The 22,923-nt window shown below is 65.7% G+C and carries 20 protein-coding genes; 18 read left to right on the forward strand and 2 right to left on the reverse strand.

What is annotated here, in order from left to right; genetic code table 11:
- Nucleotides 1-136 precede the first annotated feature (136 nt).
- The 4 genes from QQK43_RS09530 to zapE all read left to right on the forward strand — a co-directional run bounded on the left by QQK43_RS09530 (nt 137) and on the right by zapE (nt 6,974).
- Nucleotides 137-3,028: a 2-oxoglutarate dehydrogenase E1 component gene (locus tag QQK43_RS09530; RefSeq protein ID WP_284307576.1), complete on the forward strand. Its 2,892-nt coding sequence runs from the start codon at nt 137-139 to the stop codon at nt 3,026-3,028.
- A 92-nt stretch (nt 3,029-3,120) separates the two neighbouring features.
- Nucleotides 3,121-4,371, forward strand: coding sequence for a 2-oxoglutarate dehydrogenase complex dihydrolipoyllysine-residue succinyltransferase (gene odhB / locus QQK43_RS09535; RefSeq protein WP_284307577.1), 1,251 nt, complete (start codon nt 3,121-3,123; stop codon nt 4,369-4,371).
- Nucleotides 4,372-4,434: 63 nt separating this feature from the next.
- Nucleotides 4,435-5,862, forward strand: coding sequence for a dihydrolipoyl dehydrogenase (gene lpdA, locus QQK43_RS09540; RefSeq protein ID WP_234262802.1), 1,428 nt, complete (start codon nt 4,435-4,437; stop codon nt 5,860-5,862).
- A gap of 14 nt (nt 5,863-5,876) precedes the next feature.
- Complete coding sequence (gene zapE / locus QQK43_RS09545; protein ID WP_234262803.1) at nt 5,877-6,974, forward strand: cell division protein ZapE; 1,098 nt, start codon at nt 5,877-5,879, stop codon at nt 6,972-6,974.
- 67 nt (nt 6,975-7,041) lie between these two features.
- Here zapE and QQK43_RS09550 read toward each other — a convergent pair whose 3' ends face one another.
- Together QQK43_RS09550 and QQK43_RS09555 are read right to left on the reverse strand one after the other, a co-directional pair.
- The gene (locus tag QQK43_RS09550; RefSeq protein WP_284307578.1) at nt 7,042-7,800 is read right to left on the reverse strand and encodes a PP2C family protein-serine/threonine phosphatase; all 759 of its coding nucleotides are present in this window, start codon (nt 7,798-7,800) and stop codon (nt 7,042-7,044) included.
- A gap of 134 nt (nt 7,801-7,934) precedes the next feature.
- Nucleotides 7,935-8,717 carry an outer membrane protein assembly factor BamD gene (locus tag QQK43_RS09555; RefSeq protein ID WP_234262953.1) on the reverse strand — a complete coding sequence of 261 codons (783 nt, stop codon included), beginning with the start codon at nt 8,715-8,717 and terminating at the stop codon, nt 7,935-7,937.
- A gap of 60 nt (nt 8,718-8,777) precedes the next feature.
- On the opposite strand from QQK43_RS09555, the gene QQK43_RS09560 reads away from it, so the two are divergent.
- The 14 genes from QQK43_RS09560 to hflX all read left to right on the forward strand — a co-directional run bounded on the left by QQK43_RS09560 (nt 8,778) and on the right by hflX (nt 22,905).
- Nucleotides 8,778-9,806, forward strand: a complete 1,029-nt coding sequence (locus QQK43_RS09560; RefSeq protein ID WP_370465250.1) for an RluA family pseudouridine synthase — start codon at nt 8,778-8,780, stop codon at nt 9,804-9,806.
- A 192-nt stretch (nt 9,807-9,998) separates the two neighbouring features.
- The gene (gene scpB / locus QQK43_RS09565; RefSeq protein ID WP_234262805.1) at nt 9,999-10,724 is read left to right on the forward strand and encodes an SMC-Scp complex subunit ScpB; all 726 of its coding nucleotides are present in this window, start codon (nt 9,999-10,001) and stop codon (nt 10,722-10,724) included.
- Entirely contained in the window at nt 10,721-12,046 is a 1,326-nt protein-coding gene (locus QQK43_RS09570; protein WP_284307580.1) for a pseudouridine synthase, read from the forward strand. The genes scpB and QQK43_RS09570 overlap by 4 nt, the downstream gene beginning before the upstream one ends.
- Before the next feature lie 84 nt (nt 12,047-12,130).
- Entirely contained in the window at nt 12,131-12,556 is a 426-nt protein-coding gene (ndk, locus tag QQK43_RS09575; RefSeq protein WP_234262807.1) for a nucleoside-diphosphate kinase, read from the forward strand.
- A gap of 18 nt (nt 12,557-12,574) precedes the next feature.
- Nucleotides 12,575-13,738 (forward strand): dual-specificity RNA methyltransferase RlmN, encoded by a 1,164-nt coding sequence (gene rlmN / locus QQK43_RS09580; protein ID WP_284307581.1) that lies wholly within the window; start codon nt 12,575-12,577, stop codon nt 13,736-13,738.
- Nucleotides 13,739-13,791: 53 nt separating this feature from the next.
- A complete protein-coding gene (pilW, locus tag QQK43_RS09585; protein ID WP_370465252.1) occupies nt 13,792-14,589 on the forward strand; it encodes a type IV pilus biogenesis/stability protein PilW in 798 nt (265 codons plus the stop codon).
- Complete coding sequence (locus QQK43_RS09590) at nt 14,582-15,457, forward strand: helix-turn-helix domain-containing protein (RefSeq protein ID WP_284307584.1); 876 nt, start codon at nt 14,582-14,584, stop codon at nt 15,455-15,457. The genes pilW and QQK43_RS09590 overlap by 8 nt, the downstream gene beginning before the upstream one ends.
- A 2-nt stretch (nt 15,458-15,459) precedes the next feature.
- Complete coding sequence (ispG, locus tag QQK43_RS09595) at nt 15,460-16,749, forward strand: flavodoxin-dependent (E)-4-hydroxy-3-methylbut-2-enyl-diphosphate synthase (RefSeq protein WP_284307585.1); 1,290 nt, start codon at nt 15,460-15,462, stop codon at nt 16,747-16,749.
- Between the two features lie 22 nt (nt 16,750-16,771).
- Nucleotides 16,772-18,067, forward strand: coding sequence for a histidine--tRNA ligase (gene hisS / locus QQK43_RS09600; RefSeq protein ID WP_284307586.1), 1,296 nt, complete (start codon nt 16,772-16,774; stop codon nt 18,065-18,067).
- Between the two features lie 65 nt (nt 18,068-18,132).
- The gene (locus tag QQK43_RS09605) at nt 18,133-18,804 is read left to right on the forward strand and encodes a YfgM family protein (protein ID WP_234262813.1); all 672 of its coding nucleotides are present in this window, start codon (nt 18,133-18,135) and stop codon (nt 18,802-18,804) included.
- Nucleotides 18,801-19,934 (forward strand): outer membrane protein assembly factor BamB, encoded by a 1,134-nt coding sequence (bamB, locus tag QQK43_RS09610; protein WP_284307587.1) that lies wholly within the window; start codon nt 18,801-18,803, stop codon nt 19,932-19,934. Before QQK43_RS09605 ends, bamB begins: the two co-directional genes overlap by 4 nt.
- A 40-nt stretch (nt 19,935-19,974) precedes the next feature.
- Nucleotides 19,975-21,309, forward strand: coding sequence for a ribosome biogenesis GTPase Der (gene der, locus QQK43_RS09615; RefSeq protein WP_284307588.1), 1,335 nt, complete (start codon nt 19,975-19,977; stop codon nt 21,307-21,309).
- An 85-nt stretch (nt 21,310-21,394) separates the two neighbouring features.
- Nucleotides 21,395-21,643: an RNA chaperone Hfq gene (hfq, locus tag QQK43_RS09620; protein ID WP_440589173.1), complete on the forward strand. Its 249-nt coding sequence runs from the start codon at nt 21,395-21,397 to the stop codon at nt 21,641-21,643.
- A 68-nt stretch (nt 21,644-21,711) separates the two neighbouring features.
- Nucleotides 21,712-22,905: a GTPase HflX gene (gene hflX / locus QQK43_RS09625; protein ID WP_284307590.1), complete on the forward strand. Its 1,194-nt coding sequence runs from the start codon at nt 21,712-21,714 to the stop codon at nt 22,903-22,905.
- Nucleotides 22,906-22,923 lie beyond the last annotated feature (18 nt).

Raw genomic sequence — 22,923 nt, forward strand, 5'->3', positions numbered from 1 at the left:
TGTCTGGTGGCACAATCTTGGGCTGCAGTCAGTTCCTTCCAGTCACTGTCGCATCCGCCAACCGGTTCAGCCGTGTCGCGGGAGGTTTTCTTAACCAGCTAATGCTTCCCGCAGGGAAGCGGAGGTCAGCGGATCAATGAGCGAAGCACAATCCAGCTCGGGCAGCGTGTACGTTGCTTACAAGGGCAACTCCTATCTCTTCGGGGGCAACGGCCCGTACGTCGAAGAGATGTACGAAAAATACCTGGAAAACCCGGGTAGCGTTCCCGACAACTGGCGCAGCTACTTCGACGCGCTCCAGCACGTTCCCGCCTCTGACGGTTCCGACGCCCGCGACATTCCCCACCTGCCGGTCATCAATGCTTTCGCCGAGCGCGCCAAGCAGGGCGGCACCAAGGTTGTCATCGCCGCCGGCGCAGATTCCGATCTTGGCCGCAAGCGTGTGGCGGTGCAGCAGCTCATCGCCGCCTACCGCAACGTCGGTTCCCGCTGGGCCGACCTTGATCCGCTCAAGCGCACCGAGCGCCCCGTGATCCCCGAACTGGAGCCGTCGTTCTACGGTTTCAGCGACGCCGACATGGAAACGGTGTTCAACACCAGCAACACCTTCTTCGGCAAGGAAACGATGAGTCTGCGCGAGCTCATCAATGCCCTGCGTGAAACGTACTGCACCACCATTGGTGCCGAGTACATGTTCATCACTGACCAGGCCCAGAAGCGCTGGTGGCAGGAGAAGCTGGAGTCGATCCGCTCCAAGCCGGCATTCAATGCCGACAAGAAAAAGCACATTCTCGACCGCCTGACGGCTGCCGAAGGCCTGGAGCGCTTCCTGCACACGAAGTACGTGGGCCAGAAGCGCTTTTCGCTCGAAGGGGGCGAAAGCTTTATCGCCGCCATGGACGAGCTGATCCAGCAGGCCGGCTCGCAAGGTGTGCAGGAAATCGTGATCGGCATGGCCCACCGGGGCCGCCTGAACGTGCTGGTCAACACCCTGGGCAAGATGCCCAAGGACCTGTTTGCCGAGTTCGACCACACCGCGCCCGAAGACCTGCCCGCCGGTGACGTGAAGTACCACCAGGGCTTCAGCTCCGACGTGACCACCGCCGGTGGCCCTGTTCACCTGTCGCTGGCGTTCAACCCCTCGCACCTGGAAATCGTGAACCCGGTGGTCGAAGGTTCGGCCCGCGCCCGCATGGATCGCCGCGGCGACCCGCTGGGCATGCAGGTGCTGCCCGTGCTGGTGCACGGCGACGCGGCCTTTGCCGGCCAGGGCGTGAACCAGGAAACCCTGGCGCTGGCCCAGACCCGTGGCTACACCACAGGCGGCACGGTGCACCTGATCATCAACAACCAGATCGGTTTCACCACCTCCGATCCGCGCGATCTGCGTTCCACGCTGTACTGCACGGACATCGTGAAGGGCGTGGAATCGCCGGTGCTGCACGTCAACGGCGATGACCCCGAAGCCGTGGTGCTCGCGGCCCAGCTCGCGCTGGAATTCCGCATGACCTTCCGCAAGGACGTGGTCGTCGACATCGTCTGCTTCCGCAAGCTGGGCCACAACGAGCAGGACACCCCCAGCCTGACCCAGCCGCTGATGTACAAGAAGATCGCGGCCCATCCCGGCACGCGCCGCCTGTACGCCGACAAGCTGGCCGCGCAAGGCCTGGGTGAGACCCTGGGCGACGACATGGTCAAGGCCTACCGCGCCGCCATGGACGCGGGTAAGCACACGGTCGATCCGGTGCTGACCAACTTCAAGAGCAAGTACGCGGTCGACTGGTCGCCCTTCCTGGGCAAAAAGTGGACCGACTCGGCCGAAACCGCCATTCCGCTGGCCGAGTGGAAGCGTCTGGCCGAGAAGATCACCACCATTCCCGCCAACGTCAACGCCCACCCGCTGGTCAAGAAGGTCCTCGACGACCGTGCCGCCATGGGCCGTGGCGAGATCAACGTGGACTGGGGCATGGGCGAACACATGGCGTTCGCCTCGCTGGTGTCGAGCGGCTATCCGGTGCGCCTGTCGGGCGAGGACAGCGGCCGCGGTACCTTCACCCACCGTCACGCGGTGATCCACGACCAGAACCGCGAGCGTTTCGACGAAGGCACCTATGTGCCGCTGCAGAACGTGGGCGAGGGCCAGGCCCCGTTCGTGGTGATCGACTCGATCCTGTCCGAAGAGGCGGTGCTCGCCTTCGAATACGGCTACGCGTCGAACGACCCGAACACGCTGGTGATCTGGGAAGCCCAGTTCGGCGACTTCGTGAACGGTGCCCAGGTCGTGATCGACCAGTTCATCGCCTCGGGCGAAGTGAAGTGGGGTCGGGTCAACGGCATCACCCTGATGCTGCCGCACGGCTACGAAGGCCAGGGCCCCGAGCACAGCTCGGCCCGCCTGGAGCGCTTCATGCAGCTGGCGGCCGACACCAACATGCAGGTCTGCCAGCCCACCACGGCCAGCCAGATCTTCCACCTGCTGCGCCGCCAGATGATCCGCCACCTGCGCAAGCCGCTGGTGATCATGACGCCCAAGTCGTTGCTGCGCAACAAGGACGCCACCTCGCCGGTGTCCGATTTCACCAAGGGCGCCTTCCAGACGGTGATTCCGGAAAACAAGGAAGCGGTGGTCAAGAAGGCCGACAAGGTCAAGCGTGTGATCTGCTGCTCGGGCAAGGTCTACTACGACCTGGTCAAGAAGCGCGAGGAAAAAGAGTCGGACGACGTGGCCATCATCCGCGTGGAACAGCTCTATCCCTTCCCGCACAAGGCGTTTGCTGCCGAGCTGAAGAAGTACCCCAACGCCACCGACGTGGTGTGGTGCCAGGACGAGCCCCAGAACCAGGGCGCCTGGTTCTTCGTACAGCACCAGATCCACGAAAACATGCTGGATGGCCAGCGCCTGGGTTACGCCGGCCGCGCTGCCTCGGCTTCGCCGGCCGTGGGTTATGCCCATCTCCACCAGGAGCAGCAGAAGGCTTTGATCGAAGGCGCTTTCGGCAAGCTCAAGGGCTTCATCCTCACCAAGTAATCCCCTGAGGCGCCCGCCCCGTGCCCTTTCCCCGGTGATGATCCGGGGCTGCACGGGGCCCGCGCCAACCGCATCACCAAGGTAGAACACACATGGCAATCGTAGAAGTCAAGGTTCCGCAGCTCTCCGAGTCCGTGGCCGAAGCCACCCTGCTGCAATGGAAGAAGAAGGCCGGCGAAGCCGTCGCCGTCGACGAAATCCTGATCGAAATCGAGACCGACAAGGTCGTTCTGGAATGCCCGGCGCCTGCTGGCGGCGTGCTGGTGGAAATTGTGCAGGGCGACGGCGCGACCGTCACCGCCGACCAGGTGATCGCCAAGATTGACACCGAAGCCGTGGCCGGCGCTGCCGCCCCGGCAGCGGCAGCCGCTCCTGCCGCCGTGGCCGCCGCCCCGGCTGTGGCCGCCGCACCGGCGTCCGACAGCAAGGCCGGCGTGGCCATGCCCGCTGCCGCCAAGCTGCTGGCCGACAACAACCTGTCTGCCAGCGCCGTGGCCGGCACCGGCAAGGACGGCCGCATCACCAAGGGCGACGTGCTGGCCGCGGCCGCTGCGCCGAAGGCGCCCGCTGCCGCCGCCATCCCCACCGGTGCGCCGACCAAGGTGCTGCCGCAGGTGGCCGTGGCCACGCCGGATCTGGGCGACCGCCCGGAAGAGCGCGTGCCCATGACCCGCCTGCGCGCCCGTATCGCCGAGCGCCTGCTGCAATCGCAATCGACCAACGCCATCCTGACCACGTTCAACGAAGTGAACATGGCTCCTGTGATGGACCTGCGCAAGAAGTTCCAGGACGCCTTCACCAAGGAACACGGTACGAAGCTGGGCTTCATGAGCTTCTTCGTCAAGGCCGCCGTGCACGCGCTGAAGAAGTACCCGGTGCTCAACGCCTCGGTGGATGGCAACGACATCGTCTACCACGGCTACTTCGACATCGGCATCGCCGTGGGCTCGCCGCGCGGCCTGGTGGTGCCCATCCTGCGCAATGCAGACCAGATGAGCTTCGCCGACATCGAGAAGAAGATCGCCGAGTTCGGCAAGAAGGCGCAGGACGGCAAGCTGGGCATTGAAGAAATGACCGGTGGCACCTTCTCCATCTCCAACGGTGGCACCTTCGGTTCGATGCTGTCGACACCCATCATCAACCCGCCGCAGTCGGCCATCCTGGGCGTGCACGCGACCAAGGACCGTGCCGTGGTGGAAAACGGCCAGATCGTGATCCGCCCGATGAACTACCTGGCCATGAGCTACGACCACCGCATCATCGACGGCCGCGAAGCCGTGCTGGGCCTGGTCGCGATGAAGGACGCGCTGGAAGACCCGTCGCGCCTGCTCTTCGACATCTGATCGACCCGCTCATTGCGAACAACGCCCCTTCGGGGGCGTTTGTCCAACCTCACAGGAAACAACATGTCCCAAGCATTTGACGTCGTCGTCATCGGCGCCGGTCCCGGCGGCTACATCGCGGCCATCCGTGCTGCCCAGCTCGGCTTCAAGGTCGCCTGCATCGACGAATGGAAGAACGCTGCTGGCGGCCCGGCCCCGGGCGGCACCTGCACCAACGTGGGCTGCATTCCCTCCAAGGCGCTGCTGCAGTCGTCCGAACACTTTGATCACGCCAGCCACCACTTCGCCGAACATGGCATCAGCACCGGCACGGTGAAGATGGATGTGGCCAAGATGGTCGCCCGCAAGGACGGCGTCGTGAAGCAGAACAACGACGGCATCCTCTACCTGTTCAAGAAGAACAAGGTGACCTTCTTCCATGGCCGTGGTTCCTTCGTGGCCGCCAAGGACGGTGTCTACGAGATCAAGGTCGCTGGTGCCCAGGAAGAGGTCATCTCCGGCAAGCAGGTTGTGGTGGCCACGGGTTCCAACCCGCGCGCGCTGCCCGGTGTGGCCTTCGATGAAGAGAACATCCTGTCCAACGACGGTGCACTGCGCATCGGCGCCGTGCCCAAGAAACTGGGCGTGATCGGCTCCGGCGTGATCGGCCTCGAAATGGGCTCGGTCTGGCGCCGCCTGGGCGCCGAGGTCACGATTCTGGAAGGCCTGCCCACGTTCCTGGGCGCGGCCGACGAGGGCGTGGCCAAGGAGGCCGCCAAGGTCTTTGCCAAGCAGGGCCTGAAGATCGAGCTGGGCGCCAAGGTGGGCGAGGTCAAGAGCGCCAAGAAGGGCGTGACCGTGGCCTACACCAACGCCAAGGGCGAAGCCCAGGAACTGGCGGTGGACAAGCTCATCGTGTCCATCGGCCGTGTGGCCAACACCATCGGCCTGAACCCCGAAGCGGTGGGCCTGCAGCTCGACGAGCGTGGCGCCATCGTGGTCGATGCCGAGTGCAAGACCAATCTGCCGGGCGTGTGGGCCGTGGGCGACGTGGTCCGGGGTCCGATGCTGGCGCACAAGGCGGAAGAAGAGGGCGTGGCTGTGGCCGAGCGCATCGCCGGCCAGCACGGGCACGTCAACTTCAACACCATCCCCTACGTCATCTACACCAGCCCCGAGATCGCCTGGGTCGGCAAGACCGAGCAGCAGCTCAAGGCCGAAGGCGTGGCCTACAAGGCGGGCCAGTTCCCGTTCCTGGCCAATGGCCGCGCCCGTGCGCTGGGTGACACCACCGGTTTCGTGAAGATCGTGGCCGACGCCAAGACCGACGAAATCCTGGGCGTGCACATCATCGGCCCGATGGCTTCCGAGTTGATCGCCGAAGCCGTGATGGCGATGGAGTTCAAGGCCAGCAGCGAAGACATCGCCCGCATCTGCCATGCGCACCCGTCCCTGAGCGAAAGCACGAAGGAAGCCGCGCTGGCGGTGGACAAGCGCACGCTGAACTTCTGATTGCCGCGCCACGCATGTCCGTCAAGGCGACCTACGAAGCCGCGCTCGCCGAGCGCGGCTTTTCTTCCGACCCGGCCCAGCTGCGGGCCATCGAGGCGCTGGAGCGCTGCGCCGCCGAATGGGCGGTCTACAGGCAGCGCCGCTCCAACGCGCTGAAGAAGCTGTTTGTCAACCCTGACATTCCGCGCGGCGTCTACATGTTCGGGGGAGTTGGGCGCGGCAAGTCCTTCCTGATGGACTGCTTCTACAACGCGGTGCCCATCCGGCGCAAGACGCGCCTGCACTTCCACGAGTTCATGCGCGAGGTGCACCGCGAACTGGCGGCATTGCAAGGCACGGTGAACCCGCTCGATGAACTGGGCGCACGCATCGCCAAGCGCTACAAGCTGATCTGCTTCGATGAGTTCCACGTGGCCGATGTGACCGACGCCATGATCCTGCACCGCCTGCTGGATGCGTTGTTCAAGGCGGGCGTGGGGTTTGTCACCACCTCGAACTTCCACCCGGACGGGCTTTACCCGGACGGGCTGCATCGAGACCGCATCCTGCCGGCCATCGAACTGCTCAAGCAGAAGCTGGAAGTGATCAACGTCGACAACGGCACCGATTACCGCCAGCGCACGCTCACGCACATCCAGCTCTACCACTGCCCGCTCGGTGAAGTGGCCGACGCGGCCATGGCCGAGGCATTCGGGCAACTGGCCGAAATGGCCGATGAGAACCCGGTGATGCAGATCGAATCGCGGGAAATCCAGGCCCTGCGGCGCGCGGGTGGGGTGATCTGGTTCGACTTCCGAACCTTGTGCGGGGGGCCGCGCTCGCAGAACGACTACCTGGAAATCGCCAGCCAGTTCCACACCCTGCTGCTGTCGAACGTGCCGCAGATGGCGGTGCGGCAGGCTTCCGAAGCGCGGCGCTTCACCTGGCTGATCGACGTGCTCTACGACCGCCGGGTCAAGCTCATCATGTCCGCCGAAGTGCCGCCGGAGCAACTCTATCTGGAGGGCCCCATGTCGCACGAGTTTCCGAGAACGGTATCGCGGCTGGGTGAAATGCAATCGGCCGAATACCTGGCGCTGGAACACCGCACCGTCGATACAGGACTGACCTGAAGCCGGGTCTTCAGGGCTCACCGGGGCCCCGCCGTCGCACAGGGTGTGGCGGGGGCGGGTGTCCCGATCACTCCAGCGGATCGAGCCGCACGATGACCAGAGAGAGGTTGTCGCCCATGCCCTTGCCGCGAGCGCGGGCCTTCTGGATCAGGAATTCGCAGGCTTCCCGGGGCGAGAGCATCGACACCGAACTGGCCAATTCTTCCGGGGTGAAGTAGTGCCAGATGCCATCGCTGCAGGCCAGCAGGGCGTCACCAATGGCCAACTGGGGGACCACATGCAGGTCGACCGGCGGATCGTTGTCGGTGCCGAGGCACCCCATCAGGATGTTGGAGTGCGGGTGTTCCAGGGCCTCCTGCTCGCTGATCTCGCCCTGGTTCACCAGGGTCTGCACGTAGGAATGGTCCATGGTGCGGAAGATCATGCGGCCACCCCGGAAATGGTAGATCCGCGAGTCGCCGGCGTGGATCCAGTGGCTGCCGCCATCGGGGTTGAGCACGAAAGCGGCCACTGTGCTGTGGGGTTCCTGCTCGGCCGAGACCGCGGTGAGCTTGATCACCAGATGCGACTCCTCCACGATCTGCCGCAGCAACGCGGAGGCGTCGTCGGTCTCGGGGTCATACCGTTCGAAAAGCTGGCGCGCGGTCAGCATGACCTGATCCGAGGCCTTGCGTCCCCCGCTGCGGCCGCCCATGCCGTCGGCGATCACCGCCAGAAGGCATCCGGACTGGCGCGGGTGATGCAGCAGACAGACCTGGTCCTGCTGGTAGTCACGATCCCCCCGGTGGATGCCGGTGGATGCTTGGATGCGATAGCCTTTGGACATGGTGGCGGAAAAGGTGACAAACGGCAGAGATGTTAACCATTTGTTGACAGCTTTCCGCCCGCGGCGACCAGGTGTCGCCGCTGACCGACAGGGCCGACACCGTTTGCCCCGGGGCCGGACTCTGTCTTAGCCGGTTACCAGAGTTTCCACCAGGAGGTGCTCGGGCGCGCGAAGCCGCTGCTCAGGTAGGTGCTCTGCGGGTAGTTGGCGACCAGCACACGCTGGGCGTCATCGCGCAACTGCGTCATGCCCAGGGCGTCGTAGGAACGCACCAGAATGAACAGCGCCTCTTCCAGCGCGGGCGCATCGGTGTAGTCGGTCAGCGCGGTCTGCGCACGGTTGACGGCGGCCAGATAGGCGCCGCGCTGGTAGTAGTACCGGGCCACATGGACCTCGTACTGCGCCAGGGAGTTGACGATGTACGTCATGCGCGAACGTGAGTCCGCGGCGTACTTGGAGTCCGGGAAGCGGGTGACGAGGTCACGGAACGACTCGAACGACTCCTTGGCTGCTTTCTGATCGCGTTCGGACAGGTCCTGCTGCGACAGCCAACCGAACAGGCCTAGGTTGTCGTTGAAGTTGATCAGGCCTTTGAGGTACAGCGCGTAGTCCAGCGCAGGGCTGGCCGGGTGCAGCCGCATGAAACGGTCTACCGTGGCCAGAGCCTGTGCCTTGTCGCCTGCCCGGAACTGGGTGTAGGCCTTTTCAAGCTGGGCCTGCTGGGCCAGCGGCGTGCCGGCGGCGCGGCCTTCGAGTTTTTCGTACAGGGTGACGGCGGCCTCGAAGTTGCCGGCGGTGCTTTCGTCCTTGGCTTCGCTGTAAAGCCGGTTGGGGCTCCAGCCGGCGGTCTTGTCCACCGGCTTGGACGAGCATCCCTGAAGCGCGGCGGCCAAGGCCAATGCACCCAACGACACCATCGATAATCTGCTTGAAATCGTCACGCGTGCACCTATAGCTGTAGCTTCGGGAATCAGGTTTTGCCAGCAAAAATTATATCGACCGGGGGGGATGCCGACCCGGTCGAGGCCGATGAAGGTCTGACGGGCGGTGAAAGCCTGACCGAGGCGGAGGTGCGCGCCTGCGATGTGCCGGCCGAATTGCATGGCTGGCGTGTCGACAAGGCGCTGGCGACCCTGATCCCGGAGTTCTCCCGATCCTATCTGCAGCAGTTGCTGGCGGAAGGCGAGGTGCAACTGCGTGGCAGCCCGCTGCGCAAGAGCGCGATCAAGGTGTCCGCCGGGGATCGGCTGGAGGTGGTGCTGAGGCCGACGCCCCAGGCCATGGCTTTTGTGGCCCAGCCGATGGCGCTGCAGGTGGTTTACGAGGACGCCCATCTGCTGGTGATCGACAAGCCGGTGGGTTTGGTGGTGCACCCGGCGGCGGGCCACTGGAGCGGGACCTTGCTCAACGGTTTGCTGGCCCACCATGCGGCGGCAGCCCAGTTGCCCCGCGCCGGCATCGTGCACCGGCTGGACAAGGACACCTCCGGCCTGATGCTGGTGGGCAAGAGCCGCCAGGCGATGGAGGCGCTGGTGCGCGCGATCGCTGCGCGCGAGGTGCAGCGCTCCTATGTGGCGCTGGGGCAGGGGGGCTGGCGCGGCAGCGATGAGGTGCAGGTCGACCAGGCGGTCGGGCGCGACCCGGTCAACCGTTTGCGCATGGCCGTGTTGCGGGGCGATGCCACGGGTGCCAAGCCGGCACGGACCACGGTGCTCCGCCTCGATGGTCATGACCAGGCCACACTGGTCATGTGCCGTCTGCACACGGGGCGCACCCATCAGATCCGGGTGCACATGGCCTGGTTGGGGCATCCGCTGGTGGGGGATGTCTTGTACGGAGGCCGGCCGCAGTGGGGGCTGTCCCGCCAGGCCTTGCATGCCACCCGCCTTTGTCTGGCGCACCCGGTGACCGGTGAACCCTTGGCGTTCGAAACGCCGCTGCCCGATGATCTGGCGCAGGCTGTTCAGGCCTCGGGGCTCCATTACAATGGCTTGCCTCCGGCCTGAGCGGCCGGGCGGTTGCCGGCAGGGCGGCCGCTTTCATCAGGGCCGGGCAGTTTGCCGGCCCGGTTTCCAATGATGACCTCAGACCGTGGCAGGCATCGCCGACGCGGCGACCGACAGGCCTGACAGCCGGGTGGACCCCGGTTGGCACGGTGGACCGCCTCCACCCCTTCCGATAGATCGACACCAAGACACATGAACACCACGGATGCGCGCCGTGTGCTCGAAACGGCCTTGATTTGTGCCCAGCAACCGCTGACCGTGCGCGACATGGGGGTGCTGTTCGACGGCGAGGTCGCCGCCGACACCCTCAAGCGGCTGCTGGCCGATCTCCAGTTCGAGTGGGCGGGCAAAGGGGTCGAGCTGGTTCAGGTGGCCAGTGGCTGGCGCTTTCAGAGCCGCCCCGAATTGCGTCCGTACCTGGATCGCCTGCACCCGGAGAAGCCGCCCCGGTACACCCGTGCCACGCTGGAGACGCTGGCCATCATCGCGTACCGGCAGCCCGTGACCCGTGGGGACATGGAAGACATCCGGGGCGTGACCATCAATTCGCTGCTGCTCAAACAGCTGGAGGACCGGGGCTGGATCGAAGTGATCGGACACCGCGAGACCGTGGGCCGTCCGGCGCTGTTTGCCACCACCCGGCAGTTTCTGGATGATCTGGGCCTGGCTTCGCTCGACCAGTTGCCGCCCCTGGAAGACAGTGGCGTGCAGGAGTCTGCGCTGGAGCGCCTGGACTTTGATGCGCTCTCGGCCAGTCTGCCCTTTGGTGATGAGACCGCCGACGCCGTTGAATCTGCCCATCCCGCAGCCCCCTTACCTGAAGCCGGGGTCGAATCACCGTCCGCCCCTGCTGGTGCTGATGACCCTCAGGCCGCCGCCCCCGCGACACCCAACCCGACACCCGAAAACCCCACATGACACCGGAACACACGCCTTCTCCCGCCGATGATGCGGACCAGCCTCAGGCACCCGAGGCCAAGCCGGCGCACGCGGCCGATGCGGCGCTGCAGGCACTGAGCTTTGATGCGGTGGTCAGTGGCGATTTCGACGCCGAACAGGCCTCGGACCTGCCGCTACCGGTCAAACGCGTGCTGGCGCCGGAAACCGAGTCGCCCAAGCTGCACAAGGTGCTCGCTCAGGCCGGTATGGGTTCGCGCCTGGAGATGGAGCAGCTCATCCTGGAAGGGCGCATCTCCGTCAACGGCGAGCCGGCCCATATCGGCCAGCGCATCCGTCATGGCGACAGCATCAAGGTCAATGGCAAGCCGGTGCGGGTGCGTATTGCCCCGCCACCGCCGCGGGTGCTCGCCTATCACAAGCCGGCCGGCGAGGTGGTCACCCACGACGATCCGCAGAACCGCCCGACCGTGTTCCGCCGCCTGCCGCGCCTGCCGCAGGGCAAGTGGCAGTCGGTGGGGCGGCTCGACCTCAACACCGAGGGCTTGTTGTTGCTGACCAATTCGGGCGATCTGGCCAACCGGTTGATGCACCCGCGTTTTGGCCTGGAGCGCGAGTACGCGGTGCGTGTGCTCGGGGCGCTGAGCAATGAAGAAAAGCAGCGCCTGCTCGGGGGCGTGCAGCTTGACGACGGCGTCGCCCAGTTCGGCAGCATCGATGACGGTGGTGGTGATGGGGCCAACTGCTGGTACCGCGTGACCATTGCCGAAGGGCGCAATCGCGAGGTGCGGCGCATGTTCGAGGCGGTGGGACACGCTGTCAGTCGCCTGATCCGCATCCGCTACGGCGCCATGGTGCTGCCGCGCGGTCTGCGCCGCGGTGTCTGGATGGAACTGGATGCACGGGATATCGACCGCCTGATGTCGGTGGCTGGCATGCCCGCGCCCGACGCCACGCCCCGGCCGGCGGGTCGCCACCCGGCGCAACGGGGGCGGCGCGGGACGGGGGGACCCCGTCCTTCCCGTCCGTCGATGCCTGACGAGGCGCCACCGCCAGCAGCCCGTCGGCCTGCCGCTCCGGGCAAGGCGCGGGGGCCGGGCGGGGCAGCGCCCGGCAAGGGTGGCAAGGCGGGGAAAGGCCCTTCCGGCCAGCCCGACCCGATGCGCACGTCCTACGGCTACATCGGTCAGGACGCCATGGGTCGACGCGGCAAGCCTTCTGGTGGGCAAGGGCAAGGGCAAGGGCAAGGGCAAGGGCAAGGGCAAGGGCAAGGGCAGGGGCAAGGGCAGGGGCAGGGGCAGGGGCCGCGGTCCGGTGGGCCACGCCGCCGCAGCGGTCGCTGAGCGACGCCCCCGGCGTTGTAGAATCAAAGGCTTTTCGGAACCGCCCGCGCGCTTTCGAATCCATTCAAAAACCCAAGGAAAATCATGGCCATCGAACGCACCCTGTCCATCATCAAGCCCGACGCCGTCGCCAAGAACGTTATCGGCCAGATCTACGCCCGTTTCGAAGCCGCCGGCCTGAAGATTGCCGCTGCCAAGCTGGTGCAACTCTCGCGCGGCGAAGCCGAGCAGTTCTATGGCGTGCACAAAGAGCGCCCCTTCTTCAAGGATCTGGTCGATTTCATGATCTCCGGCCCCGTGATGATTCAGGTGCTGGAAGGTGAAAACGCCATCGCCAAGAACCGCGAACTGATGGGCGCCACCGATCCGAAGAAGGCCGAAAAGGGCACCATCCGTGCCGACTTCGCCGACAGCATCGATGCCAACGCCGTGCACGGCTCCGACGCTCCCGAAACCGCTGCCGTGGAAGTGGCTTTCTTCTTCCCCGGTCTGAACATCTACACGCGCTGAGCGCGCGTAAGCCGTGACATGACGGTCAACCTGCTCGACTTCGATCTCGAGGGCTTGACCGCCTTTTGCGAACAGCTGGGCGAAAAGCGCTTTCGCGCCGTTCAGCTGTTCCGCTGGATTCATCAGAAGGGCGCTTCCCGGTTCGACGAGATGACCGATCTCGCCAAGAGCCTGCGCGAGAAGCTGCCCTCGGTCTGCACCATCACCCCGCTGCCCGTGTTGTCGCGCCAGGATTCGGCCGATGGCACCATCAAGTGGCTGTTCGATGTGGGCGACGGCAACGCCGTCGAAACCGTTTTCATTCCCGAGGACGACCGCGGCACTTTGTGCGTGTCGTCGCAGGCCGGTTGCGCCGTCGGCTGCCGTTTCTGCTCTACGGGCCATCAGGGTTTTTCGCGCAACCTGTCGACCGGTGAGATCCTGGCGCAGCTGTGGTACGCCGAGCATTTCCTGCGCCGTCATCTGAACAGCCCAGAGAGGGTCATCACCAACGTGGTGATGATGGGCATGGGCGAACCGCTGCAGAACTACGGTGCACTGCTGCCGGCCCTGCGCACCATGCTCGACGACCACGCTTACGGACTGTCGCGACGCCGGCTGACGGTGTCCACCTCCGGGGTGGTGCCCTTCATGGACCGTCTGGCGCAAGATTGTCCGGTGGCGCTGGCCGTGTCGCTGCACGCGCCCAACGACGCGCTGCGTGACAGCCTCGTCCCGCTCAACCGCAAGTACCCGATCGCCGAGTTGCTGGACGCCTGCCTGCGCTACCTGCCGGCGGCCCCGCGTGACTTCATCACTTTCGAGTACTGCATGCTCGATGGGGTCAATGATCAGCCCGAACACGCACAGCAACTGCTCGACCTGGTGCGCCGCCATGGCGGGCGCGGCGTGCCCTGCAAAATCAACCTGATACCCTTCAATCCGTTTCCGGATTCCGGTCTGCGCTGCTCGCCGCGTGCGGCGGTGCTGCGCTTTGGCCAGATGCTCAACGAAGGGGGCGTGGTGACCACGGTGCGCAAGACCCGCGGCGACGATATCGACGCCGCCTGCGGCCAGCTGGCCGGAGACGTGCTGGACCGGACCAACGCCGCCAAGCGGCTGGCGCAGCGCCGCCAGATCATTGAACAACCCGTTCGTGTCGTGGGCCGTGGCCCGGCACCCGTCAAGGAAGGACAGGCATGACATCGACTCCCCTGCACACCGTTTTCCTGACACCATCCGGCGCCGGTCGCCGGATGGTGCCTCGCTGGATCTGGTGTCTGGGGGCCGTGGTGGTGCTGGCGGGGTGCGCTGGTACGCCCTCGGCGCCCGATACCACCGGCAGCGGTGTGGTGCCGATCACGGCATCCGACGAGCCCGAAGCCCGCAAGCGGGCGCGCATCCGCCTTGAACTGGCGTCGGGCTATTTCGAGCAGGGCCAGACCGAGGTGGCGCTGGACGAGGTCAAGCAGTCGCTGGCAACCGATCCCGGTTTCGGGCAGGCCTATGTGCTGCGCGGCCTGATCTTCATGCGGCTCAACGATCCCCGTCTGGCCGAAGAGAGTTTTCAGCGGGCGCTGCAGATCAACCCGCGCGACCCGGATGCGTTGCACAACTACGGTTGGTTTGCGTGCCAGACCGAGCGCTACCGCGAAGCGATCGACATGTTCCAACGCGCGCTGGCCAGCCCGGTCTATGGCGGGCAAGCCCGCACCCTGATGGCCAAGGGCGTCTGCCAGATCCGCATGGGTCAGCTGGCCGAGGCCGAAGGCAGCCTGGTGCGGGCCTACGAACTCGATGCCGGCAATCCCATCACCGGGTTCAACCTGGCGTCGCTGCTGTACCGGCGTGGCGAATACACCAAGGCGCAGTTCTATGCGCGCCGTCTGAACAACTCCGAACTCGCCAACGCCGAAACGCTGTGGCTGGGTATCCGGATCGAACACCAATTGCGCAACACCGAAGCGCAGGAACAACTGGCCCAGCAACTGCAGCGTCGCTATCCGCAGTCGCGGGAATGGGCGGCCTACCAGCGCGGAGCCTTCAATGACTGATTCCCAACCCTTCGAACCCGTGGCACCCCCCGTGGCCCTGCGCCAGGCGCGCGAAGCCGCCGGACTGCACGTGGCTGCGCTGGCCGCGGCCCTGAAGGTGCCGGTCAAGAAGTTGGAAGCCCTGGAGTCCGGACGTTATGAAGAGCTGCCTGACCTGACCTTCGCCCGGGCGCTCGCTTCCAGTGCCTGTCGGCATCTCCGTGTCGACCCGGCCGTGGTGCTGGCCCAGATTCCTCAGGCCCAGCGGCCGGCGCTGGGTGAGTCTTCGCAGGTGATCAACGCCCCGTTCAAGCCGGCCGAAAAACTGGTTTCTTCCAGCCCGGCCGGCTGGTTGTCGCGCACCGCATTGCTCGGAGCCATTGCGCTGCTGCTGGCGGCGCTGGTCCTGGTGTTCATGCCCGATCTCGGGGAGCGGTTTTCGTTTGGCTCGCCGTCGACCGATACCCCCTCCACAGTGATCCAGGAGACACTCGCGCCGGCGGAAGAACCTGCGGGTGTGGCGTCTGCCCCGGCCGAAGCGGTGGCTGCCGCCCCGGCCGCTGCTGAAGCAGTGGCAAGCACGCCCGCTGCTGCGGCGGCCGAGTCGGCGGCCCCTGCCGCAGCACCGGCGCCAGAGGCGGCAGCTCCCGGCGCCGCGATCCTGAGCCTGACGGCTGCAGGCGACTCCTGGATCGAGGTGATCAACGGTTCGGGGTCCGTGGTGGTGCAGCGCATGCTGCGCACGGGCGACGTGCTGGATTTTTCCACCGCACCGCCTTACGCCGTGGTGCTCGGGCGCGCCGATGCCGTCAAGGTCACCGTGCGTGGACAGGCTTTCGACGTGACGCCATTTGCCCGCAACAGCGTGGCCCGTTTCGAGGTGAAGTGAGCATGGACGCGCTGGTGTCTGAACCCTGCCTGGATCACGCGGCCCAACCGATTCCGCTCGGGCATGCGCGTCCTCGCCGCAGCCTGCAAGGCGTGGTGGCCTGGGGTGACCACCGCGTGACGGTGGGCGGGGATGCGCCGGTGCGTGTGCAGTCCATGACCAACACCGACACGGCGGATGCCATCGGCACGGCGATCCAGGTCAAGGAGCTGGCCCAGGCCGGTTCGGAGCTGGTGCGTATCACGGTCAACAACGACGAAGCAGCCAAGGCCGTGCCGCACATCCGCGAACAGCTGGATCGCATGGGGGTGGCCGTGCCGCTCATCGGTGACTTCCACTACAACGGTCACAAGCTGCTGAGCGACCACCCGGCCTGCGCAGAAGCCTTGTCCAAGTACCGCATCAATCCGGGCAATGTGGGCAAAGGCGAAAAGGGTGATCGACAGTTCGCCCAGATGGTGGAGATTGCGGCGCGCTGGAACAAGCCGGTGCGCATCGGGGTCAACTGGGGCAGCCTCGATCAGGAGCTGCTGGCACGGCTGATGGACGAGAACGCCGCGCGCGCCCAGCCCTGGGACACACGCCAGGTCATGTACGAGGCGCTGATCACCTCGGCGCTGGATTCGTCGAACAAGGCCGAGGTCTTGGGCCTGCGGCGTGACCAGATCGTGCTTTCGTGCAAAGTCAGCGGCGTGCAGGACCTGATCGCCGTCTATCAGGAGCTGGCACGTCGCTGCGACAACCCGCTGCACCTGGGGCTGACGGAAGCCGGCATGGGCACCAAGGGCACGGTGGCCTCGACGGCCGCGCTGGCCGTGCTGTTGCAGCAAGGCATCGGGGACACCATCCGGGTGTCACTCACGCCGCAACCCGGTGAGTCGCGCACGCAGGAGGTGGTGATCGCTGCCGAAATCCTGCAGGCGTTGGGGCTGCGGGTGTTTGTTCCCAGCGTCACGGCCTGTCCGGGCTGTGGGCGCACCACCAGCACCACGTTCCAGGAACTGGCCAAACAGATCGACGACTACCTGCGGGCGTCCATGCCGCTGTGGCGCAGCCAGTACCCGGGGGTGGAAGGCCTGAAGGTGGCGGTGATGGGCTGCATCGTCAACGGCCCCGGGGAAAGCAAACACGCCGACATCGGCATCAGCCTGCCGGGGACCGGCGAAGCGCCTGCGGCGCCGGTGTTCATCGACGGCGAAAAGGTCCTGACATTGCGCGGAGAGGGCATCGCCGCCGAGTTCCAGCGCATCGTCGACAACTACATTCAAAAGCGGTTCGGCCCGTCGGCCTGACGCCGCATCCGTCTTCACAGCTATGGCAGAGAAACTGAGCGCCGTCAAAGGCATGAACGACATCGCGCCGCCCGAATCGGCGCACTGGGAGTGGCTGGAGGAGCGCATCCGCGAGCTGATGCGGCGCTATGGCTACCGCAACTTCCGCGCGCCCATTGTGGAGCCGACGGCGCTGTTCGTGCGCGGTCTGGGCGAGGTGACGGACATCGTCGAGAAGGAGATGTATGCCTTCGAGGACAAGCTCAACGGCGAGCACCTGACCCTGCGCCCCGAAGGCACGGCCGGCGTTGTGCGGGCCGCCATCGAACACAACCTGACCTACGACGGCGGCAAGCGGTTGTATTACATCGGGCCGATGTTCCGTCACGAGCGACCGCAGCGCGGGCGCTACCGCCAGTTCCATCAGGTCGGCGTGGAAGCCCTGGGGTTTCACGGCCCGGATGTGGATGCCGAGCTGATCCTCCTGGCCAGCGACCTCTGGGCCGAGCTGGGTTTGCAGGACATCGCGCTGGAGATCAACAGCCTGGGCCAGCCGGCCGAACGCCTGGCCCACCGGCAGGCGCTGATCGCCCACCTGGAGGCTCACGCCGACCAGTTGGACGAGGAGGCGAAGCGGCGCCTGCACAGCAACCCGCTGCGCATTCTGGATACGAAGAACCCGGCCATGCAGGCCCTCGTCGAGGCTGCGCCCAAGCTGATGGATTTTCTGGGGGCCGAATCGTTGCGCCACTTCGATACGTGGCGCAGCCTGCTGGACAAACAAGGCATCACCTACCGCATCAATCCGCGCCTGGTGCGCGGTATGGATTACTACAACCTGAGCGTGTTCGAGTTCGTCACCACGGAACTGGGGGCGCAGGGCACGGTCTGTGCGGGCGGTCGCTACGACGGTCTGTTCGCCCAGATCGGCGGCAAGCCGACACCGGCGGTGGGTTGGGCGCTCGGGGTGGAGCGCATTCTGGAACTGCTCAAGGCGCAGCATCGTCTGCCCGAAGCGCCGGTACCGGATGCCTACGCCATCATTCCCGAGGCGACCGCCACCGAGACCGCTCTGGGCGTGCTCCGGGCGCTGCGCCAGGCTGGTGTGAGCGTGACCATGCACACAGCGGGTGCCGAGGGCATGGGCAGCATGAAGTCGCAATTCAAAAAGGCCGACGCGAGCGGTGCCCGGTATGCGCTGATCTTCGGTGCCGACGAACTGGCCCAAGGCACGGTGGGTGTGAAGACCCTGCGTGCGGCGCCTTCGGGTGAAGTGCCGGTCCAGGTGCTGCGCCCGCTGGCTCGGCCGGCCGAATGGGCTGCCAGCCTGCGCGCCTGACATGTTGTGTCGGCCGTCCCGGCCAGCCACCTACAATCTTCCGATTCCCGAGCGATACCCGAAACATGGCCAAACATCTCGACCTCGAAGAGCAGGAACAGCTCGACCAGATCAAGCACTTCTGGAACCAGTATGGCAATGCCATCACATGGGTGCTGATCGTCGTTTTTGGGGGCGTTGCCGCCTGGAACGGCTGGAACTACTGGCAGCGTTCCCAGGGCGCCAAAGCCGCCGCCATGTACGACGAGGTCGAGCGGGCGGTGCTGGCCAGTGACGCGGCCCGCCTCGAACAGGTGCTGGGCGATCTCCAGAAAGGCTACGGACGCAGCACCTATGCCGCGCAAGGAGCACTGCTGGCTGCGCAGTCGCTGGAATCGGCAGGCAAGGCCGACGCCGCCCGCGCCGCGCTGACCTGGGTGGCCACCGATGCCGGCGACGCATCGCTCAAAGCCGTGGCCCGTTTGCGGCTGGCGGCGCTGGATCTGGAGGCCAAAGCCTACGACCAGGCGCTCAAAACGCTGTCCGAATCCATGCCCAAGGCGTTTGAGCCGTTGGCAGCCGATCGCCGCGGTGACGTTTTGTTGGCCCAGCAGAAGCTCGATGAAGCCAAGGCGCAGTACCAGGCGGCCTGGCGTGGGCTGTCCGACCGTACGGAGTACCGGCAACTGGTGGAAGTGAAACTGGCGGCCCTGGGGGTGGATGCCTCCGCTGTCGCAGCCTCGGGAGTGGCGCAATGACCCCAAAAACCGTTCTGCAGCGTGGGCTCCAAGGGGCATGCACGTTGGCGCTGGCGGCGGTGCTGGCGGCCTGTTCGTCCGGGCCGGAGAAACCCAAGCCCACCCCCCTTTCGCCGGCGGCTTCGGTGGTCGGTACGCGGCTGATCTGGTCGGCCCAGGTGGGCAAAGGGCCAGCCCAGGCCTTTCCGCTCGCGGTGGGGCGGCAGGTGCTTGTGGCCGGAGGCGACGCCGTGGTGGCGCTGGATGCCGACAAAGGCCAGGTGCTCTGGCGCGTTGCCGTGGACCGGCCTGCCACGGGGGTGGGCTCGGACGGGCAGACAGCGGCGGTGATCACCGAGAGCAACCATCTGGTGGCCATGGAAGCGGGCAAGGAAATCTGGCGCACACGTCTGCCAGCCGCTTCGTTCACGGCGCCGCTCGTCGCGGGCCGTCGCGTCTTTGTATTGGCGGCGGATCGCTCCGTGTCCGCCTATGACGCGGGCACCGGTGCGCGCCTGTGGACCCAGACCCGGGCGGGCGAGCCGCTGGTGCTGCGCCAGAGCGGCGTGCTGCTGGCCGTGGGCGATACGCTGGTGGTCGGCCTGTCGGGGCGCCTGGCGGGGCTGGATCCACTTAGCGGTGCCCTGCGCTGGGACGCTCCGATCACGACCGCCCGAGGGACCAATGAGGTGGAACGCCTGGTCGACCTGGTGGCGCCGGTCAGCCGCGTGGGCAACCAGGTTTGCGCACGGGCCTATTCGGCGGCCGTGGGCTGTGTCGACGCCAGCCGCGGGCAGGTGCTGTGGAGCAAACCCGCCAACGGCAGCACGGGGGTGCATGGTGACGACAATCTGGTTGTAGGTACCGAGGTCGACGGGCGCGTGCGTGCCTGGAAGCGTGCGCAGGGTGACGAGGCCTGGTCGGTGGATCGCTTCAAATTCCGCGGTCTCACCGCGCCGCTGGCGGTGGGTCGTGTGGTGGCCTTTGGTGACAGCACGGGGCTCGTGCACCTGATCTCCCGCGAGGACGGCAGCGATCTCGCCCGCCTGAGTACCGACGGATCGGCCGTGCAGGGAGCGCCCGTGGTGCTGGGGCAGACGCTGGTGGTCCAGACCCGTAACGGCGGCGTCTTCGCCTGGCTGCCACAGTGAACGCGGGCGCTCCGTCGCCCGCCAACAGAGAATCTTTCGCGTGAAACCTGTCATCGCCCTTGTGGGCCGCCCCAATGTCGGCAAGTCCACCCTGTTCAATCGGCTGACGGGGACGCGCGATGCCATCGTGGCCGACTTCGCCGGTCTCACGCGCGATCGCCACTATGGCAATGGCCGTGTCGGTGCCCGCGAATTCATCGTCATCGATACCGGTGGTTTTGAGCCCACGGCCGAGTCTGGCATCTACCGCGAAATGGCCAAACAGACCCGGCAGGCGGTGGCCGAATCGGACGTGGTCATCTTTGTGGTGGATGCCCGTGCCGGCCTGAGCGCTCAGGACCACGACATCGCCAATTACCTGCGCCGACTGGGCAAGCCCACCCTGCTGGTGGCCAACAAGGCCGAAGGCATGCAGCAGGGCCTGCAACTGGTCGAGTTTTTTGAACTGGGGCTGGGCGAGGTGTTGCCGGTGTCGAGCGCGCACGGCCAAGGGGTGCGTTCGATGGTCGAGACCGCGCTCGATCTGCTGCCTCCGCCGCCGGAAGACGCGGAGGACCCGGATGGTGCAGACGATGGGGTGATCCGGCTGGCGGTCGCCGGGCGTCCGAACGTGGGCAAATCCACGCTGATCAACGCCTGGTTGGGCGAGGAGCGGCTGGTGGCCTTCGACATGCCGGGAACGACGCGCGATGCGATCACCGTGCCGTTCGAGCGTGAAGGACGCCGATTTGAGCTGGTGGATACCGCCGGGTTGCGCCGCAAGGGCCGGGTGTTCGAGGCGATCGAGAAGTTTTCGGTGGTCAAGACCTTGCAGGCCATCGAGCGCGCGCATGTGGTGGTGCTGCTGCTGGATGCCACGCAGGGCGTGACCGACCAGGATGCGCACATTGCCGGCTACATCCTGGAAAGTGGCCGCGCCGTGGTGCTGGCCATGAACAAGTGGGATGCGGTGGACAGCTACCAACGGGAACAGGTTGAGCGGCAGATGGAAAACCGCCTCTCGTTCCTGAAATTTGCGCCTTTGCACCTGATCTCGGCCAAAAAGCGGCAAGGGCTCGGCCCGCTCTGGAAGTCCATTGCGCAGGCCCATGCATCGGCCATGCGCAAGATGCCCACGCCACAGCTCACGCGACTGCTGCAGGAGTCGGTGGCGTTCCAGGCGCCGCCCAAGACCGGCATGTACCGGTCGAAGATGCGTTATGCCCACCAGGGGGGCATGAACCCCCCCGTGATCGTGATCCACGGCAACTCTCTCGAGCAGGTGCCCGAGGTGTACCGGCGCTTTCTGGAAGGGCGGTTCCGCAAGGCGTTCAATCTAATCGGCACGCCGCTGCGCATCGAGTTCCGCACCGCGAGCAACCCTTTCGACGAATGAGTTGCCCGAAGGGGTGTTGCGCCAGCGTGGGCTGTGTGTGGTAAGGTGCTTCCCTTATCAACTTTTTTTGAACACGGAGCATATCGTGAGCAATAACAAAGGCCAACTTTTGCAAGACCCTTTCCTGAACCAGCTGCGCCGGGAACATGTGCCGGTGTCGATCTATCTGGTCAACGGCATCAAACTGCAGGGTCAGATCGAGTCCTTCGATCAGTACGTCGTGTTGCTACGCAACACCGTGACCCAGATGGTCTACAAGCACGCCATCTCCACCATCGTTCCGGGCCGCCCCGTCCAGTTCTCGGTGCACAACCCTGACGACGCGGCATCCTGACCGCAGTTCCACCCCCTGGCCGGGCCTCCCAACGGTCCCGGTCGGTCCCGGCGGATCGTGCAGACACCTTGAACCCATCCGCCCGCTCTGATTCTGCCCCTCCCTCGGTTGTTCTGGTGGGCGTCGATTTCGGCTTGCCGCATTTCGACGCTGAGCTGGAAGAACTTGGCCTGCTGGCCCAGACGGCGGGATATGCCGTGGCCGAGCGGGTGAGCTGCAAGCGCCGAGCGCCCGACCCGGCGCTGTTTGTCGGTTCCGGCAAGGCCGACGAGATCCGGATGCTCGCGGACGCAACCGGTGCCAGCGAAGTGCTGTTTGACCAGGCCTTGAGCCCGGCCCAGCAGCGCAACTTGGAGCGCCACCTTGGCCGCCCGGTCAACGACCGCACGCTGCTGATTCTCGAAATTTTTGCGCAGCGTGCGGGAAGCCACGAAGGCAAGCTGCAGGTCGAACTGGCCCGGCTGCAGTACCTGTCTACCCGGTTGGTGCGGCGCTGGTCGCATCTGGAGCGGCAAAGCGGGGGCATCGGCATGCGCGGTGGTCCGGGTGAAACGCAGATCGAGCTGGACCGCCGCATGATTGGCGAGGCCATCAAGCGCACGCGTGATCGGCTGGAGAAGGTCAAGCGTCAGCGGGCGACCCAGCGGCGCCAGCGGGAGCGGCGCGAGGCGTTCAACATCTCGCTGGTCGGCTACACCAACGCGGGCAAATCGTCGCTGTTCAATGCCTTGGTCAAGGCCCGGGCCTATGCGGCCGACCAGCTCTTCGCGACGCTGGACACCACCACGCGCCAGCTCTATCTCGGCGAAGCGCAGCGCTCGGTGTCGCTGTCCGACACGGTCGGGTTCATCCGCGACCTGCCGCATGGCCTTGTCGATGCCTTCGCCGCCACCTTGCAGGAAGCTGCCGACGCGGATCTGTTGCTGCACGTGGTCGATGCGTCCAACCCCGGGCACCTGGAGCAGATCACCTCGGTGCTGTCGGTCCTGCGCGAAATCGGTGCCGACGAAGTACCGCAATTGCTGGTGTTCAACAAGCTGGACGCGATGGATCCGGCCACGCTGCCGCTCTCGCGGGTCGATACCGTGGAACTCGACGGGGTGTCCGTACCTCGTATCTTCGTTAGTGCACGCACGGGCGAGGGTTTGCCTGAGCTCCGTGGGTTGCTGGCACAGCGTGCGATGGCACGCGATGCCGCATTCGCGGCGGAAACACTGGCGTCGGCAGCGTCCGGCGACGGTTCTCCCGAGGGCCCGATGTGATTGGGCACAATGTGATGG

Origin of the sequence: Hydrogenophaga electricum (genome assembly GCF_030160815.1) — a bacterium.
GTDB classification, from domain to species: Bacteria; Pseudomonadota; Gammaproteobacteria; order Burkholderiales; family Burkholderiaceae_C; genus Hydrogenophaga; species Hydrogenophaga electricum.